Genomic DNA, 26,725 nt, shown 5'->3' with positions numbered 1-26,725 from the left:
GGGAGTGGTTACGCGGAGCGGGGCGGTAGGTGGTAGATTTCGCTCTCCAGCTCGCTGATGGCCTGATTATACCCGTTACGGTCGCCGAAACCGCTTTTAATGATCTCCGGCAGCGTACCCATGCTGTCGAACGGCTTGAGCTTCAACACCTGAATACTCTCTATTTCCTGCACGCCCGTGTCGGCGTATTTATCCAGCAGCGTATTCAGCACCGCCTGCGCGGCGTCGGAGTATTTGGTGAAGTAGTTGCGCTTACGCACGTTCTCCGCCCGCTCTTTGCGGGTTAACGGCGGCTGACCATACACCACGTGGCACAGCATGTCGAACGGGTCGAGCTCTTTACCGACCTCTTCCGCCAGCACTTCCCAGATTATACCCTGCTGTTCCAGCTCCTTGATGATGGCCTGTTTGCGCTCGGCGCCCTGCCATTTGCGGGTGAAATCATCCAGCGAGGCGTACTCTTTGAGCAGCGTTTTACGGGTGTAGTCTTTGAAGGATTCGGTGACCAGCTTGCCGTCGGCGTCGTAATACTGCACGCGCTGGGCGATCACGCCGACGGCGACGCCGTTGACGTGGAACTTGCGTACCTTGTTCTCGTCGTCTTCTGGCAACGGACCGACATCGTCTGAACCGGTGGTGGTATAAGGCGCGGGATCTTCATCGGCACCGGTGATGTCGTCGTCGGCCTCTTCCTCGTGCTCGTCGAACTGCTCTTCAAAATCAGACTCCGGGTCGGCGATATCTTGCGGCGTGGTCTCCATCACCTTTTCCGGGATGCCGTCAAAGCGCTCATCGGCGAACAGTTCGGTGGCCTTTTTGAAATCGAGGATGGTGAACCACAGCTTGCCATAGCGTTCATCGATACGGGTGCCGCGGCCGATGATCTGCTTGAATTTGGTCATCGACTGAATGTTTTGGTCCAGCACTACCAGTTTGCAGGTTTTGGCATCCACGCCGGTGGTCATCAGCTCGGAGGTGGTGGCGATAACCGGATAGGCTTTTTTAGGGTTAATAAAGTTATCCAACTGGGCTTTGCCGATGTCGTCATCGCCGGTGATTTTCATCACGTACTTGTCGTTCTTTTTCACCTGTTCCGGGTTGAGATTGACCAGCGCACGGCGCATGCGCTCCGCGTGATCGATGTCGTTACAGAAGATGATGGTTTTATCCATCGGGTTGGTGCGCTTGAGGTAATCCGTGATGGTTTTTGCCACCAGTTCGGTGCGCTCATCAATCACCATCGTGCGGTCAAAATCTTTCTGGTTGTAGATACGGTCGTCGATCAGCTCGCCGTTTTTATCCGTCTGGCCTTTGGTGGGACGCCAGCCCTGAAGATCGACGTCGATATCGACGCGCACCACTTTATACGGGGCGAGGAAGCCGTCTTCGATACCTTCTTTAAGCGAATAGATATACACCGGATCACCGAAGTAATCGGTGCTGGAGACTTCATGAGTCTCTTTCGGCGTGGCGGTTAAACCAACCTGCGTGGCGGCGCTGAAGTAGTCGAGGATTTCGCGCCAGGCGCTGTCTTCCGAGGCGCTGCCGCGATGGCATTCGTCGATCACAATCAGATCAAAGAAATCCGGCGCCACTTGTTTAAAGGCTTTTTGATCTTCTTCCGGGCCGGTGATGGCCTGGTATAGTGCGAGGTGGATTTCAAATGCCGGATCGATAGTGCGCCCGGTGACTTTGGTCATCGCCGCGCCAAATGGCAGGAAGTCGTTATTTTTGGTCTGATCGACCAGAATGTTGCGATCGGCGAGGAACAGGATCCGCTTCTTACTTTTCGCTTTCCATAAGCGCCAGATGATCTGGAAAGCGGTATAGGTTTTCCCCGTCCCGGTAGCCATCACCAGCAGAACGCGGTTTTGCCCGGCAGAGACGGCTTCAATGGTTTTATTGACGGCCTGTAGCTGGTAATAACGCGGCGATTTACCGCTGCCGTCGTCGTAGTAGTCCTGGGTAATCACCGGGAGCTGGGCTGCGGTGTAGCCTTTCCAGACGCAGAGCTTATGCCAGAGTTCATCTGGCGACGGAAACTCGTCCAGAGTAATATGTTTTTCGAGCAGCTCGCCTTCGGCTGCCGTGGCATCGCGGAAAATAAAACCGTCGCCGTTGGTGGCGAAGACGAAAGGAACGTCCAGCAGGCGCGCGTACTCGATGCCCTGCTGCATCCCCTTGCCGATTTCGTGCTTGTTGGCTTTGGCTTCAATGACTGCCAGCGGAATGCCCGGCTTGTGATACAACACGATATCGGCGGATTTCACCGTTCTACGCGCTGCAACCTTACCGCGCACGATGACTTTGCCGTCCCGGAGTTTGACTTCTTGTCTGATTTGCGTTGTGTCGTTCCAGCCAGCATCGAGGATGGCGGGCATAACGCGTTTGGTGATGATGTCTGCTTCCGTCAGGGTACTCAGGTTCAGGTCGGCCATAGTGCTCTCTTTACGTGAACAGGAACTTTCTGATTTTACATAATTATCAATACCGGGAGAAGATATTTATACACGCATTCAAGAATAAGTTTTTATTGATTTCATTAATGTGTAATGGATTGGTTTTTAAATGATAAGATAATTCGCAAAATTCTTTTTTGTTTATTATTTCCTTTCCGTCTACCAATCTTATTTGACTGGATAAATAATAAGAAATGCTTAGTGATAAAAGTAGGATAACTGCACTGGCTGGTCTTTTGTAGTATATCGATAAGTAATGGAATGATGGGACTATTAATAATCTGTATGTAAGTATAAGAGCAAGCATCGACAGTATAAAACCTATGAATAGATCAATATTTCCGGATGGTTTGTTAAAATGTCCAGTAAGGAAAACCCTGTTGATTGCGATGCAAAATAAGAAAAAAACTATTATGTTGATAACCGCGTAGGTTTGAATTACTTGAAAGAAGTAAACACTGTGCCACACTTTTTTTTTGAATCTGGTTACTGTAGACATACACAGCCAGAAAAATACACCAAACTTTATAGGTTGAATTAACAAAAGAGTGTACCAGTATAGTTGATTAAATATTAATTTAAAACTAGCTATGGGGGCTACTTTTATTGAAAGGAAACTGAATGCCGCTATCAAGGATCCTACAATTAGTATTGACTTGAAAAGATTAGCGCCAGAGTTTACCAGTGGAGCATATTCATGAGTGCCATCATATATCTCCGGGTGTTTAATGAATATATACATTTCCGAAAGGAAATCATATCCTGGCATAATACTTAATGCATTTATCAGGAATGACTTTAGGTTACTGGGCATATATTGTTCCAATTAGTTGAAATAAAAACTCACTCCATCGCCACCTTCACCGCCTCCCCCAGCTTCACCATCACCTCCCGGTGCTTATCGATCGGCGGCAGGGCGCAGTTGATCCTTAAACAGTTGCGGTATTTCCCGGACGCCGAGAACAGCGAACCCGGCGCGACCTGGATTTTCAGGCGGCACAGCTGCTTCGCGACGCAGACCATATCGACGTGCTCGGGGAGCTCAACCCACAGCATATAGCCGCCCTTCGGCCGGGTAACGCAGATGCCGCAGGGGAAGTATTCCCGCAGCCAGCAGGTGTAGATCTCCATATTGCGCTGGTAGATCTGCCGCATCCGCCGCACGTGGCGATGGTAGTGGCCTTCGCGGATGAAGTTACAGGCGGCCAGCTGGGTTGAAGGAACGTTGGTCCCGCTGGCGGCGTATTTCATCTGCAGCAGACGATCGTAGTAGCGGCCTGGCGCGATCCAGCCGATGCGCAGGCCCGGCGCGATAGTTTTGGTAAACGAGCTGCAGAGCATCACCCGGCCGTCGATATCCCACGAGTGAATGGTGCGCGGACGCGGGTAGTCGGTGGCCAGCTCGCCGTAAATATCATCTTCGAAAATGACAATATCGTGACGCTGGGCGAGGGTCAGCACCGCGCGCTTGCGGGCATCCGGCATGATAAAACCCTGCGGGTTATTGCAGTTCGGCACCAGGATAACGCCTTTGATCGGCCACTGCTCCAGCGCCAGCTCCAGCGCTTCGATACTGATCCCGCTGTCCGGATCGGTAGGGATCTCAATGGCTTTGATCCCCAGACCGCGCAGCAGCTGCATGGTGCCGTAATAGGACGGAGATTCGACGGCAACGATATCGCCGGGCTGGCACACCGACAGCAGGGCCAGCGACAGGGCGCTATGGCAGCCGCTGGTGATCACTAAATCATCGGCGGTCACCACGGAACCGCCGTCGAGCATCAGGCGGGCAATTTGTTCACGCAGTTCGCGGCGCCCGGCCAGCTCGTCGTAGTTCAGCACCTCGCTGAGGTTATGCTGAATCACCCGGCTAAGCTCACGCCACAACGGTTTCAGGCTGGGCTGAGTGACGTCCGGCGAGCCGCCGCCGAAGGGGATGATGGTTTTATCATTGCGCGCGTCGAGCATGGTCAGCACCTGATCCCACTGGGTGATCTCCACCGGGCGCTGAACCGGGCGCGACATCGGCGGTACCGGCGGCTGGGCTTTACGCGGGGCGACAAAATAGCCGGAACGCGGCTGCGGGGTGATCAGCCGCTGCTGTTCCAGCGTCTGGTAGGCCTGCTGGACGGTACTGATGCTGACACCGTGCTCCTGACTCAGGCTGCGTACCGACGGCAGTTTTTCGCCGTCGCGATACAGCCCTTGCTCAATACGTTCTGCCAGCAGACTGGCCAGATGTTGGTAACGCGTCATGCTGTATCCTTTATTGCCGCCATACAGATAGATAAACCAGTACAGATGGATGAAAAAAAAGCCACGCAGATACCGTTTTAATCAATCTGTATGTTAAAGAAAAGTATTTTGTGCATCTGTATTGTTGGGCTTCAGATCCGCGAAGATAAAGCCTCTGGCAAGGCGAGGAGGTAGAGGATGGAATTTCACGAGAACCGGGCAAAACAGCCGTTTATCGGCTTCGTATTACTGGGCCGAATGATAAGAAAATGGTGGTTACGGCAGCAAACGCGACGGATTTTGCAGCGAATGAGCGATGAACAGCTCAAGGATGTCGGGCTGAGGCGAGATCAGCTCAATTAAAAAATGCGCTTTTCCCCGGATGACGGCGTAAACGTGCTACCCGGGTGACCAATTCATAGCCCCGGTAAGCGGTAGCGCGACCGGGGAAATGTCCGCCAGGGTTATTACATTCACAATATTTATCAATTAATGCTTCTGCGTCCACCGTTTCTTGATACTTATCCTGATAAGTATTATTTTCTTCTCAGCTAACTGAGGAAAGAAACATGACCGAAGACGAACTGTTCGCCCGCCGCCCGATGGGAATGCGGATGGCGATGGTGGTACGCCAGTGGCGCGCGACTATTGACTCTGCTATCACCGATACCGGCCTGACCCAGTCAAGCTGGACGGTGCTGATGCAGCTGCATCAGCTGGGGGATAACGTCTCGGTCAGCGAACTGGCGGAGGTGCAGGGTATTGAACTGCCGCCGCTGATGCGCACCCTCACGCAGCTGGAAAACCAGGGCTATCTGGTGCGTTCCACATCGCCATATGACAAACGCATACGCCTGCTGACGCTGACGGCGGAAGGCCGGTCGATACTGGAAGAACTGAATCGTGTGATTGAGACCTATCAATCCCGCGTCACCCGGACCATTCCTGCGGCGGATCTCGCCACCTTCAGCGCCACCTTAAATCACATCGCCTGCAATTTGCGGACAATCCGCGAAGAAGATAACAAGATCTAAAAAACTATGATGACCCCTGAACAAAAATTTGCCCGCTGGGTAAGGGTAAGTATTGTCGCGTTCCTGACGATATTCGCCTGGTTTATCGTTGCCGATATCTGGATCCCGCTGACGCCGGACTCGACCGTCATGCGGGTCGTGACGCCCGTTTCACCGCGTGTCTCCGGCTATGTGTCGCAGGTCTATGTGCACAACAATAGCCAGGTGAAGAAAGGAGATCTGCTCTATGAGCTGGATCCGACGCCGTTTATCAACAAAGTCCAGGCCGCGCAGATCGCCTATGAGCAAGCAAAACTGAGCAATCAGCAGCTTGATGCCCAGCTTGCCGCCGCACGCGCCAACCTGCGCACCGCGCAGTTCACCGCCCGCAACGATAAAGTGACTCTGGATCGCTATCAGCGGCTGAGCACCATGCAGAACGTTTCGCAATCGGATCTCGATAAGGTGCGCACAACCTGGCAGACCAGTGAACAGTCGGTCAGCGCGCTGAATGCCAGCATCCAGAATCTGCTGATCCAGCGCGGAGAGCGCGACGATAACCGTAACGTGACGCTGCAAAAATACCGCAACGCGCTGGAAGAGGCGCAGCTCAACCTTGGCTGGAGTAAAGTCTATGCCGAAACGGACGGGATGGTGAGCAACCTGCAGCTCAATCCGGGTCTGTATGCTACCGCCGCCACGCCGCTGCTGGCGCTGGTCAGCAACCATACCGATATCGTCGCTGATTTTCGTGAGAAGAGCCTGCGCCACACCGGGGTGAATACCGACGCTGCGGTGGTTTTCGATGCGCTGCCGGGGAGAGTATTTCCGGCGCACGTGACCAGCAGCGACGCCGGGATTTTAGCCGGCCAGGAAGAGGTTAACGGCCAGCTGTCGCAGCCGGAGCAGTCCACCCGCTGGGTGCGCGATGCCCAGCGGATGCGGATCCACGTCGCGCTTGATGAACCGCTGGACAAACCGCTGCCGACCGGCGCCCGTGCCACGGTTCAGCTCTATAACAGCGAGGGTCCGTTCGCCCGCACCTTTGCCGGCCTGCAGATCCATCTGGTGAGCCTGCTGCACTATGTCTATTAATACGCTGGCTCGCGTTTTCACCCCGCACGGTAATATCGTTTACACGGCGAATGACTTTCGTCAGACGCTGCGGATCGCCTTTGCCGGGATGATAGCGCTGAGTATCTCGACCTTCTACGATGTGCAGTACGGCGTCTTCTTTGTGGTCTATCCGCTGATGCTGCTGTCGCTGGTGCCGGTTTTTAATCGTCACGTCGCCAGGCAGTTTATCTTTAGTGCGGCAGTAAACTGCGTTGAAATGGTATTGATCGTCGGCTATCTGTCGCAATGGCCGATTGTGATGACGCTGGTGGTTTTTGGCCTCTACGTGATGCGTTTTCGCTTCATGAGTCAGGGACCGCTGTTTCTGCTGGGATCGATGGGGGTGGTCTGTCAGAGCACGATGCTCAACTTTATGAGCTATCCCACCAGCAACTGGCACACGCTGCTGTTCTCTAATATGGAAGCCTGCGTGATGGCGGTGGCGCTCAGCGCGTTAATGAATTACCTGATTCCGGACGTCGAACCGCGTAAGCCGCCGCCGCGAATCGAGAAAGACGCCGCCAGGGTGCGGCATGAATCGCTGCTCTCCGGCACCGTTGCCACCCTGATTTTCGTGGTCTTCCAGATCTGCGATCTCAGCGATTCCCTTTCGGCGCTGATGGCGGGGATCCTGATCCTGTTCCCGATGCACTACCGCGGCGCGGTGATAAGCTCGGTGTGGCGCGTCGCGGGGGTGGTGCTGTCCTGCCTGTATATTCTGGTGGTGCAGCTGCTTATCTACGATTTCAGCAATCATATGGTATTGATGATGCCGTTGATTGGCCTGGGTCTGGCCTTTAGCGCTCGCCTGCACGTGATGGAAAAGGTAGGCGCCGGGGTGGGCTTCGCCAGCATCACCACCATCGGGATCATGTTCGGCCAGAACCTGCATCCGGACCAGGATCTGATCTTCAGCGATCTGTACCGGATTACCTCGGTGACCACCTCGCTTATCGTCACGCTGACGCTGGTTTTCCTCGTGCACCGGATTCTGAACTGTTTTGCGCCGACGCGGTTCGTGATTACCGATTAATCCTTCTGCGGGAAGCTGGCGATGCACTGCCACGCTTCCCCACTCTGCTGATACAGCGCCGCCGTATGCCCCGCGATTATCCAGCTTCGCGCCGCGTCTTCCGTTCCCTCAATCAACACGCACAGACCGCAGCCGCTGCGCAGCTGGCGCGGAATATCTTTGATTTGAAAGGTAACCCCGGCGGCCTGCAGCGCCTTGCGGGTCTGTACCACGCCAACGGTTGAATGAAACAGATACAGCCAACTGCTCATTCGCGCCTCCGCAGACGCTGGCCGATTAGCGCCGCGCCGAGCGCCCCGGCGAACTGGGCGTCGGGATGGGTGGCGACCGGCATACCGACATGCGTCTCCAGCATGCGGGCGAAGGCGGCGCAGTGGCTGACGCCGCCGGTAAACAGCAATGGCCCCTGCGCGGACAAGCGGCCGATAAAGTTTGCGCTGCGCCGGGCCATGGCGTTGATCACCCCGGCCAGAATCGCCTCCGGCGCGACTCCGGCTGAACGCAGGCTGATAACTTCCGATTCGGCGAATACCGTGCACATGCTGGTGATGGCGTGCGCTTCAACGCCTTCGGTAATGGCGTCCAGCTGCTCGACGCTGGTGCCGAGGGTTCGCGAAATCACCTCCAGAAAGCGACCGGTGCCGGCCGCGCATTTGTCATTCATCAGAAAGTCGCTGAGGTTGCCCTGCGCATCCAGCTGGATGACTTTGCTGTCCTGGCCGCCGATATCAATAACCGTGCGGGTTTCCGGCGCCAGCAGACGTGCGCCGAGCCCGTGACAGGAAATCTCCGTCACCTGTTTATCGGCAAAATCGACCAGTTGGCGACCATAGCCGGTGAGGGTTAAAAAAGGGGTTTCCGCGAGGCCTGCGCGCAGGGTCTCCCAGGCGTCGTTGATGGCGTCGGCGGGGCGAAAAGGGGTCGGGCAGAGGAAACGGCGCGTAATGACGCCGTCTGCCAGCAGGATGCCTTTTGTCGCTGTGGAACCAGAGTCAATACCTACCGTGTAGATCACGCGCGCTCCTTACAGCATTTCGATAAATGCGGCGACGCGGGTACTGAGCTGGCCGAGATCTGCCGTCGAATAGTCGGTTTCAATCGCGATATAGGGGATGTCGTGCCGCTGACGTACGTGACGCTTAATCGCCAGCGATTCAACGGCGTAGGTATGGCAGGCCTGCAGGATGACGTCGACCACGCCATCGGCCTGATACTCCTCGACCATCTGGCTCAGCAACTGCAGGCGCCGATCGTTGGGCGAAATGCAGGAGCAGCCAATAGCGAGATATTTATCGGTTAAGGCATCGTAGACGTCGCCATCTTCCGCCACACAGTGCTCGGTAGCTTTCGCGCCGGTGCAGTTCTCATAACCCACCACCCAGCCGCCGTTGTCTTCGATGGCGCGGACCACTTTTTCCGCCGCTCCGCCGATCGGGCAGCCGGTGATCAGAATACGCGGGCGGGCCTCCAGTCGTTGACCTTCCCGCCATTGTTGATGGATACGTTCTGCCATCGCGTTGAGTTCATCAATCAGCGCGGTTTTGTCGAAACGGAAGGTCGCGCCGTAAATCACTTTCAGTATCTCGCCGCCGCTGAGCGCCGGTGGATTTAACTGCCCGAGGCGATAGAAATTGGCCAGCGCCCGGCGTTCGCGATTTTTCAACACGATGGCTTCACGCAGCGCCGTTTCGCTGATTGGTGTTGCGAAACGCGTTTCAATCACCTGCTGCAGACGCTTGATCTCCGCTTTCCACAACGCCCGGGAGGCGGCGTCGCTGGCGCTGTTCGGTAGCTGCATCACGTGCACCGGCTTGAACTCGGCCATGTATTCGTACATCTTTTTTTTGCCATCGCAGGTGGTTTCGCCAACCACCAGGTCAGAGAAATAAAAGTAGGGGCATTTATCGGTTTTGCCGAAGCCGTAGCTGCTTTTAATCAGCGGGCAGAGGTTGCGCGGCAGGTCTTTCTCCGCCTCTTCGATGGTCTCATCGGAAGTGGAACACAGCGAGACGACGACAGCGCCCGCCGCCATGGCTATCTCCTGTGGCATAAAGGTACAGTAGGTGCCGACTAGCGGCACATTCTGTTCTTTAAGGTCCATGACGGTGAGAAAACCCTTCTGACGAGCGTCCGAGAATTGGTCGAAGATGGCGGGTAGATCGGTGATGAGCGACATGATTTTCCTTCCCCGTACACGGGAGATGATGAAAGAGTCGCCATTATAACCATGTTGTTTGTGTGTATTTGTTGATCTTCCACCCATCCCGCGGCGTTAGTAGACCTTCTTCAAATCCATCTCTTCCTGAATGCGCTCGCTGTAAGCCACGTGGGTGCGGATCGCCTCCTCAATCCCGGCGTTATAGAACATAGGGCCGAGCTCTTTCGCGATAAAATCGACAAAGAACTCGGCGTCAAACTGCTCCAGTTCAAGGTCAAAATTCTGTTCGCAGTATGCGCATAGCTTTTCGCGCAGCAGATCGCGCTCGCCGGTCGTCAGGGTAATATCAGCCATTTTTGCTCCTTAAATGGACTCTGAATAAATCAAATGGCAGAGGAGATAAGGCTAGCTGGGGATCCAGCTATCCCATGTGGGCACCGGGCCGAGTTCTGCCACCAGGAAATCGATAAACGATCGTACTTTAGGATTGCTGTATTTGCTGGGGAAATAGAGCGCATACAGTGCGTGGGTTTCGCAGGCGATCGTCCCATCGAGGATCAGCGGCGTGATCTCCTCTTTCTGAATATGATCGCCGATCAGGTAGGTCGGCAGGTAGGCAACGCCCTGATCTTCCAGCACCGATTTTAACAGCACCAGGCTGCTGTTGGCCTGGATAGGCATGTGCAGCTTGAGCTGATGCGGGCGATCGTGTTCGTCGGTCACCTTCAGCACCGGCGTTAAACCGGGATAAACCAGGCAATCATGATTCACCAGATCGCTGCGCCGCACCGGCATCCCTTTTTTAGCCAGATAGCCGGGGGATGCACAATAGGCCCAGCGAATCGAAACCAGTTTGCGCATGGCGTAGTTTTGCGGCGGTGCGGTGGAGATACGCAGAGCGATATCGAAGTCGGTTTCATTGAGGTTGACGAAATTATCGTTCAAATCGATATACAGATTCACATCCGGGTATTGCTGGCGATATTTATCCACCAGGTTGACTAACCGGGAGTAGCCAAAGGCAATGGAGCAGGTAATTCGTAATTCACCCTGCGGGTTGTGATAATAGCCGGACGTGGTATTTAACGTATCATCAAACTCTTTTAGTAACTTATTGGCGCGATTAAAGAGATATTGCCCGGCATCGGTCAGCGTAATACTGCGGGTGGTACGCTTAATTAATGTTGTGCCCAGCGTATCTTCCATTGCCGAGAGGCTTTTACTGACCGCAGAGGGCGAGACGTTAAGCTGTACGGCGGCCTCAGATAATCCCCCACAGTCGACAATTTTGATAAAAAACTCCAGATGCTTGAGTGAAATTGGCGTGCTCATTTTTTCCTTTAATTCACAAGTGATTTGCAAAAACGGTACGAATGAGCCGTTACATTCGTATCTTAAACATGCAACTATTGAATCACAGGAAACAACTTGCTGGCAAAATGAAAAAATAACAACTTAAGTGAGTTGCATCACAAAATAAAAGGAGGCGTCGCATAAAGTCATTAAATTGTGAATTTAATCTCATTTAATATAATTTTAATTAAAAGGTACCGGTTATGTGGTCACGACTCGAACCCTACAAATCCTCTATTATTTTATTAATTGCCCTGGTGATCGGCGGCCTGACAGGTATTTACGCCCCGGGACTGGCGGGTAAATTACAGCCGATAGGTCAGATATTCCTTAACCTGCTATTCATGATTATTGTCCCGCTGGTGGGAATCAGCGTGATGTCATCGATCGCCAGTATGACCGACCTGAAAAGGCTGGGACGCATTATGGCGATTATCTTTATTGTCTCGATTGCGATGGCCTTTATTCCCGCGGCCGGCATCGTCGCGCTCGCCTTATGGTACAACCCGGCGCAGGGAGTCACCATCGATCTGTCGCAGTCGGTGCAGGCGGGCAGCGGGAAGATGGATTTTGTCAGTATGATCACCACCAGCGATTTTCTCGGGCTGTTCTCGAAGTCCAATATTCTGGCGCTGATCGTGATGGCGATTATTGCCGGTGTGGCCATCGGGCAATCGGAACAGGCGGGTAAACGCATTGCCTCGCTGCTGGAAGATGCCAATACCGTCATCATGAAGATCGTCTCGATCATTATGAAAGTCGCGCCGATAGGTCTGGGCTGCTATTTTGCCGCGACGATGGCCAGCCAGGACTCGGGGCTGCTGCTGACCTTTGCCCGGGCGATCGGCCTGTTTATGGTTGCCACGTTGGCCTATTTTATCTTCGGTTCGATTCTCTATTCCTGGATCGGCGGCGGCATGCCGGCGGTGAAAGCATTCTGGCGTAATGCGGTTGAACCATCGGCGACCGCGCTCGGGACCTGCTCCTCATTAGGGACGCTGCCCGTCACCCTGCGCGCCGGTAAAGCGATGGGCATTAACCCGGAAATCGTCGATGTCTCTATTCCGCTGCTGGTTAACCTGAATAAGGGCGGCGTGGCCATGATCGCCGCACTGAAGATTGTTTTTATCTATTCGGTGCTGGGGATGGAATTCACCACCGACACCTTCTTCCTGACCATGCTGATCGCCGTGCTCTCCGCCATTATCGTCGGCGGCGTACCGGGCGGCGCATTCCTCGGTGAAATTTTTATCGTCACCACGCTGGGGCTGCCGATGGAGGCGATCCCGATGCTGGTGGTATTGGGCACCATCACCGATGCTCCGGCGACCCTGATCAACGTGATTCATGATTTGAACGCCGCGCAGATTGTGGAACGCTTCGCCGGAAAAAAGCCGGCACAGGCTGAACTGAAATCCACGGCTGCCGCCGTATAAGCTTTCGCACGGATATAAGGATGTTACAGGAGACGTTATGAAGAACTCACTCAAGCTCGACACGCAGTTAATTATCGCCGGACGCGACAAACGCTACACTCAGGGGGCGGTAAACCCGGTTATCCAGCGCGCCTCTTCGCTGGTCTTTGAGACGGTAAAAGATAAAAAGTTTGCTACCGCCAATCGCGCCAACGGCGAGCTGTTCTATGGCCGCCGCGGGACCTACACCCATTTCGCATTTCAGAAAGCGATGAGTGAACTGGAAGGCGGCGCGGGCTGCGCGCTCTATCCGTGCGGGGCAGCGGCGGTGACCAATGCGATTCTGGCGTTCGTGCAAAGCGGCGACCATATCCTGATGACCGGCGCGGCCTATGAGCCAACCCAGGACTTCTGCAATAAGATCCTCAGCAAATTCAACGTTGAAACCACCTATTACGATCCGCTGATCGGCGCCGGGATTGCCGAATTGATCCGCCCGGAGACGAAAGTGGTCTTTCTCGAGTCCCCCAGCTCAATCACCATGGAAGTCCAGGATGTGCCGGGAATGGTCAACGCGATCCGCGCGGTAAATCCGCAGATCGTTATCATGATCGATAACACCTGGGCGGCGGGAGTGCTGTTTAAGGCGCTGGACTACGGGGTGGATATTTCGATTCAGGCTGGCACCAAGTACACCATTGGCCATTCCGACGCCATGCTGGGCACGGCGGTCTCCAACGCCCGCTGCTGGGATCGTCTGCGCGAAAACTCCTATCTGATGGGCCAGACGCTGGATGCGGATACCGCCTATAACGGCAGCCGCGGGCTGCGCACGCTGGCGGTGCGCCTCAGACAGCATCAAGAGAGCAGTATCCACATTGCTCGCTGGCTGTCGGCGAGGCCGGAAGTGGCGCGGGTGAATCATCCGGCTTTAGCAGAGTGTCCGGGCCACGAATATTTTCAGCGGGATTTTACCGGCAGCTCGGGCCTGTTCTCCTTCGTATTGAAAAAGCGCCTGACGGATGAGCAAATGTCGACGTTCCTCGATAACTTCTCATTGTTCCATATGGCCTACTCGTGGGGCGGGTTCGAGTCGTTGATTCTGGCAAACCAGCCGGAAGAGCTGAACAGTATTCGTCCGGCCGGCGAGGTGGATTTCAGCGGGACGCTGGTCAGGGTACATATCGGGCTGGAGGATGTCGGCGATTTGATTGCCGATCTGGAGGCCGGGTTTACCCGCATCGGCTAAACACAGGGCCCCGCCAGCGCGCGGGGCCGCTGTTTTGCGCTCGCTTAATGCAGAAACAGGGTCGGGATCTGCGAGAACAGCCACAGTATCAGGCCGATAGAGCCGCCGACCAGGGTGCCGTTGATACGGATAAACTGCAGGTCTTTGCCGATATTGAGTTCAATTTGCCGCGACATATCCCGCGCATCCCAGCTTTTGACCGTATCGCTGATATGACGAGTCAGGAAGGCGGCAAACTCTGGCGCCACCCGATGGGCCGCCTGCTCCAGGTGTTCGTTTAGCGACTCGCGCAGCGCGTCATCGTGGAGCAGCGTTTCGCCAAACCACTGCCCGGCATCGGCAATCCGCTGTTGAATCCGCGAGTCGTCGCGGGTGACATCGTTCTTGATCCACGCCCGCAGGTCGGCCCATACCTCGCTGAGATAGCGGTTAAAGGCCTCATCATTTTTCAGGTACGCCTTGATGCCCTCCGCTTTTTCCGCCAGCAGCGGATCGGTTTTCAGGTTATCGATCAGTTTTAAGGTGGCGCGATCGAACGCCTGGCGGATCTGATGGCTGCGATCCTGGGTGACTTCGTCGAGCAGCGTATTCACCGCGTCGGTCACCATGTCGGCGCTGTGCTCGCCCAGCCATTCGGTGGGCAGAATTTTGGCCTTCAGCGGATGCTCGGTCTCCAGCCAGTGGACAATACCGCGGGCAATAAACGCGCGCGAACTGTCGCGCTGCAGCAACGCAATGAGCTGGGTAATGAGCGAGTCCAGCAGCTTCTGATGGCGATTGTTGCGGGTTAATCCCTCCAGCATCATGGCGCTGGTCTGCGTCAGATCGACCTTATCAATCGCCTTATGTACCGCCCGGCGCAGCAGACGCTGGATACGGGCGTCGTCGGTCAGTTCCAGAAAACCGCTCATGACCTGCAGCAGATGATGGCCCACTCGGCGGGCGTTTTCCGGCTGGCTGAACCAGTTGCCGAGCATCAGGGCAGGTTCATAGCGACGGATGAGCGCCACCAGCGAGGGCGTATCGAGAAATTTTTCCTGCACGAAATAACCAAGATTATCGGCGATCCTGTCCTTATTGCGGGGAATAATCGCCGTATGTCGGGAGATAAACGGCAGCGGGATACGGCGAAACAGAGCCACCACCGCGAACCAGTCGGCCAGCGCCCCGACCATCGCCGCTTCGGAGATGGCTTTGAGTGCGCTGACCCACGGCGTCGGCGGTAGCAGCAGGGTGGTGATAAAAATGGCGACCGCAATCAGCAGTAGCGACAGCGCCAGCAGTTTGGCGCGTTTCAGTTCAGCGATTTTTTCCATAGGCTTAAGCATATAGCCTGACGGCGGACTCGTGCAAAAACTGCCACACAATCCAGCAGCCAAAAGCCATCAGTACGCCGCCGGCCGCCCGCTCAACGCGCCAGACGACGGTGGAAAGGCGACGCTGCACCGCCGGCAGGGCAATCATCGTCACCAGTAAGAGATCCCACAGCAGCACGATACTGGTCATCCAGACTCCGCTGACGGCCTGCTGCACCAGCGTGACGTCCGGACCCAGCAACGAGGTCATCAGCGCCAGATAAAACAGGGCGTTTTTAGGATTGAGTAGCGAAGAACCCAGCCCGAGAAGAAGCTGTTTTACCCGCGACGGGCGTGAAGCCGAGGCGCTGCGGACATCCAGCGTCGTCGGGCGGCTTCTCAGCAGCAGGCTGCCAATCCACAGCAGATATGCGGCGCCCAGCAGCTCGACGACGGTGAACAGCAGCGGCGCCTGACGCAGTACGCCCCAGCCGATAATCGCCAGCATAATGTACAGCCCGTTCCCGGCGGCAATACCGACGCACAGGCCGACGCTGCCGCGCAGGCGATAGCGAATGGCGTAGCCCATCAGTAAAAAGAAATCTGGCCCCGGGCTAAGCAGAGCAACGAAGTGGGAGAGCGCCAGCGCCGGAAACGCGGGCGGGAAAAACGACGTAAGCATATCCATAGCGACCTCACAAAGAACCTGAGATCAGCCTATGGCAAGCGGGGCGCTAATTATTGTCTGATATTGATCGGCCAAGTGCATACTGGCGCGGCGTAGCGGCGGTGTAGCTGACAAAGGTTTTGTGGAAATGACTCTGGTCGGCAAACCCGGCCTGGTAGCCGACGTCGGCGATCTCATCTCCGGCGCGCAGGCGCGTTTTGGCAAATTCGATGCGTGCCATATTCATAAAGCTGGCGGGCGTCAGGCCAGTGTCCTGCTTAAAGGTGCGAATCAACGTCTCTTTGCGCAGGGCGAACTCGTGGGCCAGCGCATCAAGAGAGGGCGGTTCTTGTAAATCGGCCGCCAGGCGACTGAAGATCCGTGAACTGGTCGCGCGCAGCGGTAGTGGCGGGGCGGCGGATAGCGGGAGCGCCCGCAGCAGTTGCGCGACCTGTTCGGGGAGCGCTGCCGTTTTCTGCCGCTCCATCAGCGCCACAATCTGCTGATATCGTTTGAAAAGCTCAGGATCGCGGATCACGGGCTGCGGCGCGTGTACCTGCGCCTGACTCGGGAAAAGCGGCAGCTGTTGCCGGCACCACGTCATATCGAGGTACAGCATATGGTAGCTGCGCGGCCGGCCATCGCGCGGGTTACAGCTGTGCGGCGCTTGAGCGGGGATAATGATCAGATCGCCGGGACGCAGCAGATATTCCCGCCCGTTGCACAGACAGCACGTTTCCCCTTCGATAATCGCCCCCACAGAGAGCTGCGAATGGCGGTGCCGTTTATAGGCCTGGCGGCTTTGCCGGGTGCTGCGTAGTTCCAGCCAGGGCAGCTGCTCGTCGCGCCAGAAGGTTTGTAGGATATCGCGCGTATGGTTCACGAAAGACTCCTTAGCGAAGGGGATAGGGGTTTATAGCACGCCCGCTGACGCCTGTCTGCGGGGCGTTCTGCGAGCGGGCAGGAAAAAAATTGTCGTTGTTACCGCCGGATAAAAATATCTTCCGTCCCGGCGCGCAAAGAGATAAGCGGCGGCGTGTGCGCTGGGCTAGCGGCGGGTAGAGTCGTTTTAGTGTCCCTCCGCGCAGGCTATTGACCATGCAAAAAGGCTCAACGTCGACGCCGCATGATGCGGTTTTCAAAAAGTTTCTCCGGCATACGGATACCGCGCGAGATTTTTTGGATATCCATCTGCCGTCCTCGCTACGCCAGCTTTGCGAGCTGGAGACGCTACGGCTTGAATCCGCAAGTTTTATTGAGGAGGACCTGCGTGCTTGCTACTCCGATGTGCTTTGGTCGCTAAAAACCACCGCCGGCGAGGGCTATAGTTACGTCGTTATTGAGCACCAAAGCTCGCCGGATGCCCATATGGCCTTCAGGCTGATGCGCTATGCCATTGCGGCGATGCAGCGTCATCTGGATGCCGGACATAAACGCCTGCCTCTGGTGATACCCATGCTGTTCTATCACGGTATCGCCACGCCTTACCCTTATTCGTTGTGCTGGCTGGATGGCTTTACCCACCCGGCTCATGCCCGCGGATTATATGCGACCGCTTTTCCGCTGGTGGATATTACGGTGATCCCGGATGACGAGATCGTCCAGCACCGACGCGTAGCGTTGCTGGAGTTCATGCAAAAGCATATCCGCCAGCGCGATTTGACGGGGCTGGTTGAGCAGCTAATTGTCATTTTGGTTAAGGAATATACTAATGACGGCCAGCTAAAAACGTTGTTTAATTACCTGGTATATTCCGGCGATGCCCCCCGTTTTGGCAGGTTTATTCGTGAGCTTGCCCGGCGGGCGCCGCAGCATCATAAGGAGGGGCTGATGACTATTGCGGAAAGACTCCAGGAAGTTGGGCGTAGAAAAGGTAAGCTTGAAGGGCGCCGCGAAGGCCAGCGAGCCGAAGGGCTACGCATTGCCCGTACGATGCTGGCGAATGGCATCGCTCTGGAGACGGTGCTGCGTATCACCGGCCTGTCAGAAGAGGAGATTACCGCCGCTAAGCGTTAATTGTGTCGCCACATGGCCTGATCAGGCGGCCTGGCCGCTATTACTGACTTCCTCGTTAAGCCTGTTCCGCGCCGGATATCGTCTGACGATCTCCGGCCAGAATCCTCCGTAAATACCTAACTTTACCTTCATGCCCAGCCATCTCTACTAACCTTAATACCCTGAGTAGTTTTTATGACTACGTAAATAGCGATAACAAGGAGACATACGATATGGCTTATCAGACGGTGAATCCTGCAAATAATCAGCTGATTAAACAGTATGCTGCGCACAGCGATGCGGACGTCGAAGCGGCGCTGCAGAAGGCGGATGCGCTCTACCATTCCGCGTGGTCGAAGGGGGATATCGACCGGCGTTTACCCGTTCTGCACAGGCTGGCGGATCTGATCGACAGCCGGGTTGAAGAACTGGCGAAAATCGCCAGTCAGGAGATGGGGAAACTGATTGCGCAAAGCCGCGGCGAGGTGAAGCTCTGTGCGCAAATCGCCCGCTACTATGCCGATAATGCGAAATCGTTTCTGGCTCCGGTGAAATATCCTTCCGCCATCGGCGAGGCCTGGGTTGAACACCATCCCATCGGCGTGCTGATGGCCGTGGAACCCTGGAACTTTCCTTACTACCAGCTGATGCGGGTACTGGCGCCAAATCTGGCGGCGGGGAACCCGGTTATCGCCAAACATGCCAGCATCGTTCCGCATTGTGCGGAGACCTTCGCCCATCTGGTGCGTGAGGCGGGAGCGCCGGACGGCGCGTGGACCAACCTCTTTATCTCCCAGGAGCAGGTGGCGAAAATTATTGCCGACGATCGCGTCCAGGGGGCGGCGCTGACCGGTTCGGAAAAGGCCGGCAGCGTGGTGGCGTCCCAGGCGGCAAAATACATCAAAAAGGCAACCCTCGAACTGGGCGGCAACGATGTGTTTGTGGTACTGGACGATGCCAGTCTGGAGAAGGCGGTGAAGACTGGCGTACAGGCACGGCTCAACAATGCCGGTCAGGTGTGCACTGCGGCGAAACGTTTTATCCTGCACGAAAAAATTGCCGACCAGTTCTTGAGCCAATTTACTGAAGCCTTCCGCCAGGTGAAAATCGGCGATCCGCTGGACGAGAGTACGACGCTGGGTCCGCTCTCCTCGAAAGATGCGCTGGAAACGCTGACCAGACAGGTGGATGAGGCGGTGAAAAACGGCGCCAGAGTGCATCTGGGCGGCAAACCGGCGCCGCGGGAAGGCAGCTTTTTCGAGCCAACCATACTGACCGGCATTACTCGCGATAACCCGGCGTACTTTGAAGAGTTTTTCGGCCCGGTGGCGCAAATCTACGTAGTGAAGGACGACGACGAGGCGGTGAAGCTGGCGAACGATTCGCACTATGGTCTGGGGGGCGCCGTGTTCAGCCAGGATATCGAACGGGCGAAACGGATGGCGTCGCGGATCGAAACCGGGATGGTCTATATCAACTGGTTAACCGATACCGCGCCGGAGCTGCCGTTCGGCGGCGTGAAGCGCTCTGGCTTTGGCCGCGAGCTGTCCGATCTGGGGATTAAAGAGTTTGTGAACCAGAAGCTGGTGGTGATTCGCCGGTAAGATTAGGATGCTAAAAGAAAAAACCTGCCGGATGGCAGGTTTTTTTACGCTTATCGGCGGGTCAGAAGGTGACACCACCGCCAATATAGGCGCCGTCAATCAGGGTGTGGTTTGGACGGCCGTCTTTCCCGTCGACGCTCACGTGACGGTAACCCACTTTCAGCGTTACCGGGGTAATCGGAGTCCAGCTCACGCCGCCGTTGGCTTCAACGTAGTTTTTCACGCTGTTATTCAGGCCTTCCGGCGCGGCATAACCTTCGCCAAATACGTGGATGCTGTCGGTCAGCGCAACGTTAACGCCGCCACCGATTGGGAACGCCACGCCGTTATCGCCTTTTTTCGGCCCAAGGTAGATGGCTTTCGCGCCGGCATTCAGCATCACCGGGCCAACTTCCAGGTTATAACCTGCGCCAACGCCGCCGGTCTGAGTACCATCGTCGGTATTTTTGAGCCAGTGACTTTCGGCATAAAGACCGGAGGAGGATTTACCCAGTTCCATATTAAGGTTGGTAAAGTTTTTCCCCTGCTCGACGGTAAAGCCCATCGCCATTGCGGAGCCGGAAACTGCGGTCAGCGCAGAAAGGATAAGGATATTGAACTTTTTCATGGTTTATGCCTCGTCATCAAATTAATCTGCAGATACCCTAACAGGTGATATTTACGGCTGCAAATGTGATGTTAATCGATGTTTTATACCGTAAATGTTATTGAAAAACTTTTTTGATGTTGTGAATGCGTTACCTTGTCGCCGCGTCAACGATTAACGTTTTGCCGTTTAGGGTCAGTTTAATTTTTTGCCTAAACAGCAATTGAACAGAGGGGAGATATTGATTGGGGCTGAACTAATTTGCTTTCTAATAATTTCCAGAAATATTTCTATAGTTATAAGTAAATACTTAAATTTACATTTTTGTGATTAAAACTGACTCTAATATCTTAAGTGAAAGCCTGAATTGCATCATGAAGCCATCGTCTGGAAGTACACCGAAGGGAACATTATTTATCGTGATACCCGAAAGGAATTTTGTACCGCCTGATGCCCTCGCGTTGCCCCTCTCCCCCAGGAAGAGGGAACGCCCAAACCGTTATTTGCGCAAGCCGGCAAACGCCGCGCGAATCTCCTCTTCCGGCAAATTAATGCCGATAAACACCAGCGTGCTGTGAGGCGCTTCATCGCCCCACGGGCGATCCCAGTCGGCGCTGTATAAGCGCTGGACGCCCTGGAACAGCAGGCGATTTGGCTCGCCGTCAATCCACAGCATCCCTTTGTAGCGCATCAGCTGTTCGGCGAAAGAGAGCAGCAGGTTTTCCATCACCCGCGACACTTCGCTGATATCGACCGGGTAATCCAGCTCGACCACGATAGACGCGACGTCGTTTTGCTTATCGGCGATAAAGTGGAAGCGCGGCACGCTGCTCACGACATTCTCTTCCAGCATAAAGCCGCTGGTATTAAACAGCTGGCTCAGGTCGATATCACCGTGGACTACGGTATAAACCGGCGCCCGGGCGTTGATCCGTGCCAGCCGTTCGCGCAGCTTGTCGCTGTCGCCCGCCACGTCCGTTTTTGTCAGCAGGATACGATCGGCGTAGCCCACCTGCGACTGGGCGATGGTGAACTGGTTCATCTGTTGGTCGGCATGGACCGCATCCACCAGCGCAATCACCCCGTCGAGCAGATAGCGTTCGCAGAGAATCTCATGAGAGAAGAAGGTCTGAATAATCGGGCCAGGGTCGGCCATGCCGGTGCACTCAATCACCAGCCGGTCAAAATCAATGTCGCCGCGATCGCGGCTGTCGAGCAGGTCGAGCAGCGCGTCTTCCAGCTCGTTGGAACGGGTGCAGCAGATGCAGCCGTTGGTCAGGGTTTTGATCTGCGTGGCGCGGTCGCCAATCAGCTGATCGTCAACGGCGACTTCGCCAAATTCATTTTCGATAACGGCGATTTTAAAGCCGTGCTGTTCGTTAAGAATATGGCGCAGCAGGGTGGTTTTACCCGCGCCAAGAAACCCGGTCAACAGGGTGACTGCAATCGGTGCCATGTTTGCCTCCATTAACAGCAGCGTACGCCGCCTTTGCCGTCGCCGCCGTAGCGGGCCTGCTGGCGTTCGCGGAAGAATTCGTTATAGGTCATGTAAGGCTTATCCGGATGGTTGGCTTTCATATGCTCGACGTAATTGTCGTAGTCCGGAATGCCAATCAGCATTTTGGCTGCCTGACCCAGGTATTTTTTTGCTTCGCCTAAGTTACCAAACATCGTGAGTTCCAGATAGAAAAAGCCCGGTGGCGCTACGCTGACCGGGCCTACAGGACCTTTGCAGACCGGATAAACGTAGCGCTATCCGGTATTAAGGCTTAGTGATGGGAAGAGGTTTTCACGCCGCCTTCCGGTACCGGCACGTACGGGGTCTCTTTGTCGGTGCGGACTTTGTTGTTACGCACGTTGAGCCACGTTTTGATGCCGTAGAAGATGATGCTGTAAACCACCACCAGGAACAGAATACTCAGACCGGCGTTAGTGTAGTTGTTCACCACGATATGGTTCATGTTAGCAATCTGCTGCGCGGTCAGTTCGCCGCCGGAAGCAATCTTCTCTTTATACTGCTGAGCCATGAAGAAGAAGCCTTCCATCTGCGGGTTGGTGCTGAACAGTTTCAGACCCAGCGCCCAGGTGGTGCACAGCAGCAGCCATGCGGCCGGGATCACCGTAACCCAGATGTATTTAGTACGCTGCATTTTGACCAGTACCACGGTACCAAGCACCAGCGCCACGGCGGCCAGCATCTGGTTAGAGATACCGAACAGCGGCCACAGGCTCTTCACGCCGCCCAGTGGGTCGACCACGCCCTGATACAGCAGGTAGCCCCACAGTCCGACGCAGCCCGCGGTACCGATAATGCCGGCCACCAGCGAGTCGGTTTTCTTGAGGAACGGCACGAAGTTGCCCAGCAGATCCTGCAGCATAAAGCGGCCTGCACGGGTACCGGCATCCAGCGCGGTAAGGATAAACAGCGCTTCAAACAGAATACCGAAGTGGTACCAGAAGCCCATATCCGCCATCGGCATGATTTTGTGGAACACGTGAGCGATACCAACGGCCAGAGTCGGCGCGCCGCCCGCGCGGTTCAGTACCGACGGCTCGCCGATATCTTTCGCCGTTTGCAGGATCTGCTCAGGTGAAATCACAAAGCCCCAGGAGCTGACGGTCGCCGCGGCGTGGACGGTCACATCTTTCAGCTGTGCGGCAATCAACGCGGCGTTTTCACCGCCCATTTCGTGCAGGTTCGGCATGGTGATGCCCAGGCCTGCCGGCGGGGTGTTCATCGCGAAGTAGAGGCCCGGCTCGATGATCGACGCCGCAACCAGCGCCATCACCGCCACGAAGGACTCCATCAGCATCGCGCCGTAGCCGATAAAGCGGGCGTCGGTTTCATTAGCCAGCAGCTTCGGCGTGGTGCCGGAGGCGATCAGCGCGTGGAAGCCAGATACCGCGCCACAGGCGATAGTGATAAACAGGAACGGGAACAGCGCACCTTTCCACAGCGGACCGGTACCATCGATGTACTGGGTGACCGCCGGCATTTTCAGATCCGGGTTGAGGATCACGATGCCCAGCGCCAGGCCAACGATAACGCCGATTTTCAGGAAGGTCGCGAGGTAATCACGCGGCGCCAGAATCAGCCACACCGGCAGCAGCGCGGAGATAAACGCGTAGCCGATCAGGGTAAAGGTGATGGTGGTGTCTTTAAAGGTCAGCGCCGGACCCCAGTACGGGTCGTGGGCAATGATGCCGCCGAAGTAAATGGAAGCCACCAGCAGGACGATACCAATCACCGACACTTCACCCACGCGACCCGGGCGCAGGAAGCGCATATAGATCCCCATAAACAGGGCGATCGGGACGGTCGAACAGACGGTGAAGACGCCCCACGGGCTTTCTGCCAGCGCTTTTACCACGATCAGCGCCAGCACCGCGAGGATGATGATCATAATCAGGAAGCAGCCGAATAGCGCAATGGAACCCGGAACCGGCCCCATCTCTTGCTTGATCATCTCACCCAGCGAGGCACCGTTACGACGCGAGGAGATAAACAGCACCATAAAGTCCTGTACCGCCCCGGCCAGTACCACCCCCGCCAGCAGCCACAGGGTACCCGGCAGGTAGCCCATCTGCGCGGCGAGAACCGGACCCACCAGCGGACCGGCACCGGCGATAGCGGCAAAGTGGTGGCCGAACAGCACGTAGCGGTTGGTCGGGACGTAGTTCAGACCATCGTTGTTAATCACCGCCGGCGTAGAACGCGTAGGATCGAGCTTCATCACCTTTTGCGCGATATACAGGCTGTAATAACGGTAGGCGACGAGGTAGACGGAAACTGACGCCACCACGATCCACAGCGCACTGACGTGCTCACCGCGGCGCAGAGCGACGACTGAGAGGCAAAATGCCCCGATGATTCCAAGAATCACCCAGGGTATGTGCTTGAATAACTTTTTAGTATCCATAGTAAAACCTGGCGTTAATAAGATGAATAATGGGCCGAAGCCGTCTGGGTTTAAGTTAGGGTTTGAGGAGGTATTGGTTAGCTATGCTGGAGACGATCTTGCCAGAACTCCGCGCGCGTAAAGTTGGGTAAATCTGTGAGTGGTTATATGTGGGGTTAAGCGGTTGCCAGGCGGGATAAGCGGTTGGGCAGGAAATGAGCAGCGGGTAAACATGTGATTGAGATCACAAGATTTTTTTCCACCTCTTTTTCCTCCCCGCAGGGGAGAGGAAAAAGAGAGGAGAACAGAGAACAGGGCACAGAAAAGAGAATGTCAGAAGCGAAGGTGGCAGAACGTTATACCGCGACCTCGATTTCCATCATCACCGGATGGAAACGGCGCTTAAAGTAAATCAGCCCATGGCCTTCCTGGCTCAGAGTGATGTTCTTGATCTCGACCAGATAGACCAGGTGGCTACCGATGGTCTGTACCTGGCTTATCTCCCCTTCAAGGCTGGCCAGCGACCCTTTCAGAACCGGCTGTCCCAGGGCCCCTTTTTGCCAGCAGGAGAGGCTAAAGCGGTCTTCCATAGCCATCCCGGTCATGCCGGCGAAATGGCGGGCCATCACTTCCTGCTCATGGTTCAGCACGTTAACGCACAGTTTGCCGTTGCCCTGGAATACCGGGTTCATCGCGCTGTTGGCATTGATACACACCATGACCGACGGCGGCGTATCGGTGACCGAGCACACGGCGGTGGCGGTGATGCCGCAGCGGCCGGCGTCACCCTCGGTGGTAATGACGTTGACCGCAGCCGACAGGCTGGACATGGCATCGCGAAAACGCAGTCGTTGTTCATCTAATTGCATTGTGACCTCCCGCTGCGAATTACTTCAGCAGCTTATCCAACATATTGATATCAGAGTTGTTGTGCAGGTGTGGCACCGTCCAGCCGTTCTGGTCGTACTCGGACAGGCAGCGGTCGACCATCGCCATCATTTTGTCCATGTTGCCGGAGCTTTGCGCCTGACGCAGACACTGCAGGCGGATTTCGTCCTGGCTTCCGGAATAGTTGATTTCATACAGCTCGTGGCGGCCGCCGAATTCGCTGCCGATCGCGTCCCACATCAGCTTGAGGATCTTGATACGTTCAACGTGGTCCATGCCGTTGGAGCCGCGAACGTATTTCGCCAGATACTGGTCGATCTGCGGGTTGTTCAAATCGCGTGCGCTGGATGGCAGGTAGATCAGGCCGCTGGTCACGTTACGTTCGATAATATTTTTGATCTTGGCATAGGCCATCGGCGCCATCACGCGGTAGGTCTGCAGCGCGGCGTGATCCGGCAGCCAGGCGCCATTCACCCACGGCGTCGCTTCGGAACACATGGAGTCGCTCAGCGCCCAGAACATATTGCGCCAGGCGACCACTTCGCCGAGATCGGCCTGTACACCGCGGAACTCCATGGTGCCGGTACATTCCAGCGAGCGTTTGAGCAGGGCGGTGATGAAGTCGAGTTTGACCGCCAGGCGTACGCAGGCCTGCAGCGGATACATACGCGCAAAGCCGCCTTCCATCGTCCAGCGACGACAGCGATCGAAATCGCGATAGATCAATACGTTTTCCCACGGAATCAGTACCTTATCCATCACCAGGATCGCATCGTTTTCATCAAAGCGGCTGGAGAGCGGATAGTCGTACGGCGATCCGGTGACCCCGGCAACCATCTCATAGGAGGCGCGGGAGATCAGTTTGACGCCTTCGGCATCCATTGGCGCGACGAACATCAGGGCGAAGTCCGGGTTTTCCCCCATCACCTGCGCAGAACCAAAACCGATCATGTTGTAGTGGGTCAGCGCCGAGTTGGTGGCGACAACTTTCGCGCCGCTGACGATGATCCCGGCATCGGTCTCTTTTTCCAGCTTGATGTAGACGTCTTTCACTTCGTCGGCCGGTTTATGACGGTCAATCGGCGGGTTGACGATGGCGTGGTTAAAGTACAGGCCGGTTTCCTGAATGCGGGTGTACCAGTTGCGGGCGTTCTGTTCGAACTGGCCGTAGAAAGCCGGGTTCGCACCCAGCGCGCAGCCGAAGGCGGCTTTGTAATCCGGGGTACGGCCCATCCAGCCGTAGCTCAGGCGCGACCACTCGGCAATCGCATCGCGCTGCTGGCGCAGATCGTCGGCGCTTTTCGCCACGCGGAAGAATTTATGGGTATAGCCGCCGCTGCCGGTATCGGTGTTCCAGCACAGGGAGTCCTGCATTTCCGGTTTATGCAGCGCATCGTACAGCTGGGCGACGGAGGCGGCGGCGTTGCGGAAGGCCGGATGCGTGGTGACGTCTTTGACGCGTTCGCCGTAGATGTAAATCTCGCGGCCATCCTGCAGGCTTTTCAGGTACTCTTCACCGGTTAACGGGCGTTTCGCGTCTGTGCGGAAATCTTCAGGTTTCATAGGGGCCTCTTCAGTATTTATCGGAATATCCCGTCCTGCTTCGGGCTGCCTGTCTGGTGGCTGCCTGCGAATGATTTCGGGCATTAATGTTAAATTTATGTTTTGTTTTTGTTGTTCAATTGAAGCGGTTATTGCGTCATTCGTGAAGGGACGTTTGCGACAACGGCAGGTACTTTTCAGGGGGAGTGTGGTTCTGT

24 protein-coding genes are annotated in these 26,725 nt (G+C 55.7%); 8 read left to right on the top strand and 16 right to left on the bottom strand.

The genetic code is table 11. The features are described 5' to 3' along the window. Positions 1-8 precede the first annotated feature (8 nt). A complete protein-coding gene (hsdR, locus tag DSD31_RS22400; protein ID WP_104895477.1) occupies positions 9-2,438 on the bottom strand; it encodes an EcoAI/FtnUII family type I restriction enzme subunit R in 2,430 nt (809 codons plus the stop codon). 864 nt (positions 2,439-3,302) lie between these two features. Further along, positions 3,303-4,715, bottom strand: a complete 1,413-nt coding sequence (locus DSD31_RS22390; protein WP_015585221.1) for an aminotransferase-like domain-containing protein — start codon at positions 4,713-4,715, stop codon at positions 3,303-3,305. Positions 4,716-4,892: 177 nt separating this feature from the next. Here DSD31_RS22390 and DSD31_RS22385 point away from each other — a divergent pair, with 177 nt between their 5' ends. The 4 genes from DSD31_RS22385 to DSD31_RS22370 all read left to right on the top strand — a co-directional run bounded on the left by DSD31_RS22385 (position 4,893) and on the right by DSD31_RS22370 (position 7,856). Further along, entirely contained in the window at positions 4,893-5,057 is a 165-nt protein-coding gene (locus DSD31_RS22385) for a DUF1127 domain-containing protein (protein WP_004857521.1), read from the top strand. A 206-nt stretch (positions 5,058-5,263) separates the two neighbouring features. After that, complete coding sequence (locus tag DSD31_RS22380; protein ID WP_004857523.1) at positions 5,264-5,728, top strand: MarR family winged helix-turn-helix transcriptional regulator; 465 nt, start codon at positions 5,264-5,266, stop codon at positions 5,726-5,728. Positions 5,729-5,734: 6 nt separating this feature from the next. Then, a complete protein-coding gene (locus tag DSD31_RS22375; protein WP_004857525.1) occupies positions 5,735-6,802 on the top strand; it encodes an HlyD family secretion protein in 1,068 nt (355 codons plus the stop codon). Continuing rightward, positions 6,792-7,856 carry a DUF2955 domain-containing protein gene (locus tag DSD31_RS22370; protein ID WP_004857527.1) on the top strand — a complete coding sequence of 355 codons (1,065 nt, stop codon included), beginning with the start codon at positions 6,792-6,794 and terminating at the stop codon, positions 7,854-7,856. The genes DSD31_RS22375 and DSD31_RS22370 overlap by 11 nt, the downstream gene beginning before the upstream one ends. Here DSD31_RS22370 and DSD31_RS22365 read toward each other — a convergent pair. The 5 genes from DSD31_RS22365 to DSD31_RS22345 form a co-directional block, all read right to left on the bottom strand. Next, positions 7,853-8,107 carry a putative Se/S carrier protein gene (locus tag DSD31_RS22365; RefSeq protein WP_113991314.1) on the bottom strand — a complete coding sequence of 85 codons (255 nt, stop codon included), beginning with the start codon at positions 8,105-8,107 and terminating at the stop codon, positions 7,853-7,855. The genes DSD31_RS22370 and DSD31_RS22365 overlap by 4 nt on opposite strands. Continuing rightward, a complete protein-coding gene (gene yjiL, locus DSD31_RS22360; RefSeq protein ID WP_004857530.1) occupies positions 8,104-8,871 on the bottom strand; it encodes a putative 2-hydroxyacyl-CoA dehydratase activator YjiL in 768 nt (255 codons plus the stop codon). The genes DSD31_RS22365 and yjiL overlap by 4 nt, the downstream gene beginning before the upstream one ends. A 9-nt stretch (positions 8,872-8,880) precedes the next feature. Further along, positions 8,881-10,032, bottom strand: coding sequence for a double-cubane-cluster-containing anaerobic reductase (locus DSD31_RS22355; protein WP_104896989.1), 1,152 nt, complete (start codon positions 10,030-10,032; stop codon positions 8,881-8,883). A 96-nt stretch (positions 10,033-10,128) separates the two neighbouring features. After that, positions 10,129-10,368, bottom strand: coding sequence for a DUF2164 domain-containing protein (locus DSD31_RS22350; RefSeq protein ID WP_004857534.1), 240 nt, complete (start codon positions 10,366-10,368; stop codon positions 10,129-10,131). 51 nt (positions 10,369-10,419) lie between these two features. Beyond that, positions 10,420-11,346, bottom strand: coding sequence for a LysR family transcriptional regulator (locus DSD31_RS22345; protein WP_004857536.1), 927 nt, complete (start codon positions 11,344-11,346; stop codon positions 10,420-10,422). A gap of 224 nt (positions 11,347-11,570) precedes the next feature. On the opposite strand from DSD31_RS22345, the gene DSD31_RS22340 reads away from it, so the two are divergent. Then, entirely contained in the window at positions 11,571-12,803 is a 1,233-nt protein-coding gene (locus DSD31_RS22340) for a dicarboxylate/amino acid:cation symporter (RefSeq protein ID WP_113991313.1), read from the top strand. 37 nt (positions 12,804-12,840) lie between these two features. Further along, positions 12,841-14,031 carry a cystathionine beta-lyase gene (gene metC / locus DSD31_RS22335; RefSeq protein WP_015585218.1) on the top strand — a complete coding sequence of 397 codons (1,191 nt, stop codon included), beginning with the start codon at positions 12,841-12,843 and terminating at the stop codon, positions 14,029-14,031. 44 nt (positions 14,032-14,075) lie between these two features. Here metC and DSD31_RS22330 read toward each other — a convergent pair whose 3' ends face one another. Genes DSD31_RS22330 through DSD31_RS22320 form a run of 3 tightly spaced genes read right to left on the bottom strand, consistent with a single transcriptional unit; the run spans position 14,076 to position 16,876 of the window. Continuing rightward, positions 14,076-15,359, bottom strand: a complete 1,284-nt coding sequence (locus DSD31_RS22330) for a DUF445 domain-containing protein (protein ID WP_004857542.1) — start codon at positions 15,357-15,359, stop codon at positions 14,076-14,078. Next, positions 15,352-16,014, bottom strand: a complete 663-nt coding sequence (locus DSD31_RS22325) for a LysE family translocator (protein ID WP_004857544.1) — start codon at positions 16,012-16,014, stop codon at positions 15,352-15,354. Before DSD31_RS22325 ends, DSD31_RS22330 begins: the two co-directional genes overlap by 8 nt. Positions 16,015-16,060: 46 nt before the next feature. Next, complete coding sequence (locus tag DSD31_RS22320) at positions 16,061-16,876, bottom strand: AraC family transcriptional regulator (RefSeq protein ID WP_015585215.1); 816 nt, start codon at positions 16,874-16,876, stop codon at positions 16,061-16,063. A gap of 215 nt (positions 16,877-17,091) precedes the next feature. On the opposite strand from DSD31_RS22320, the gene DSD31_RS22315 reads away from it, so the two are divergent. Then, the gene (locus DSD31_RS22315; protein ID WP_113991312.1) at positions 17,092-18,009 is read left to right on the top strand and encodes an Rpn family recombination-promoting nuclease/putative transposase; all 918 of its coding nucleotides are present in this window, start codon (positions 17,092-17,094) and stop codon (positions 18,007-18,009) included. Between the two features lie 212 nt (positions 18,010-18,221). Beyond that, positions 18,222-19,592 carry an NAD-dependent succinate-semialdehyde dehydrogenase gene (locus DSD31_RS22310; RefSeq protein WP_004857549.1) on the top strand — a complete coding sequence of 457 codons (1,371 nt, stop codon included), beginning with the start codon at positions 18,222-18,224 and terminating at the stop codon, positions 19,590-19,592. Positions 19,593-19,653: 61 nt separating this feature from the next. Here DSD31_RS22310 and DSD31_RS22305 read toward each other — a convergent pair whose 3' ends face one another. The 6 genes from DSD31_RS22305 to hpaB form a co-directional block, all read right to left on the bottom strand. After that, positions 19,654-20,199, bottom strand: a complete 546-nt coding sequence (locus DSD31_RS22305; RefSeq protein ID WP_113991311.1) for a YfaZ family outer membrane protein — start codon at positions 20,197-20,199, stop codon at positions 19,654-19,656. A gap of 478 nt (positions 20,200-20,677) precedes the next feature. Beyond that, a complete protein-coding gene (yjiA, locus tag DSD31_RS22300; protein ID WP_004857553.1) occupies positions 20,678-21,634 on the bottom strand; it encodes a GTPase in 957 nt (318 codons plus the stop codon). 11 nt (positions 21,635-21,645) lie between these two features. Further along, a complete protein-coding gene (locus DSD31_RS22295) occupies positions 21,646-21,849 on the bottom strand; it encodes a YbdD/YjiX family protein (RefSeq protein ID WP_004857555.1) in 204 nt (67 codons plus the stop codon). Between the two features lie 98 nt (positions 21,850-21,947). Beyond that, entirely contained in the window at positions 21,948-24,098 is a 2,151-nt protein-coding gene (gene btsT, locus DSD31_RS22290; RefSeq protein WP_004857557.1) for a pyruvate/proton symporter BtsT, read from the bottom strand. A 335-nt stretch (positions 24,099-24,433) separates the two neighbouring features. Next, positions 24,434-24,946 carry a 4-hydroxyphenylacetate 3-monooxygenase reductase subunit gene (locus DSD31_RS22285; protein ID WP_004857559.1) on the bottom strand — a complete coding sequence of 171 codons (513 nt, stop codon included), beginning with the start codon at positions 24,944-24,946 and terminating at the stop codon, positions 24,434-24,436. Positions 24,947-24,965: 19 nt separating this feature from the next. Then, positions 24,966-26,528, bottom strand: coding sequence for a 4-hydroxyphenylacetate 3-monooxygenase, oxygenase component (gene hpaB / locus DSD31_RS22280; RefSeq protein ID WP_004857561.1), 1,563 nt, complete (start codon positions 26,526-26,528; stop codon positions 24,966-24,968). Positions 26,529-26,725: the final 197 nt, after the last annotated feature.

It is taken from the genome of Klebsiella sp. X13 (genome assembly GCF_003323835.1).
GTDB lineage: Bacteria > Pseudomonadota > Gammaproteobacteria > Enterobacterales > Enterobacteriaceae > Klebsiella > Klebsiella ornithinolytica.
Note: the sequence above shows the minus strand (reverse complement) of the source record. Positions and strands in the feature narration are given on the sequence as shown.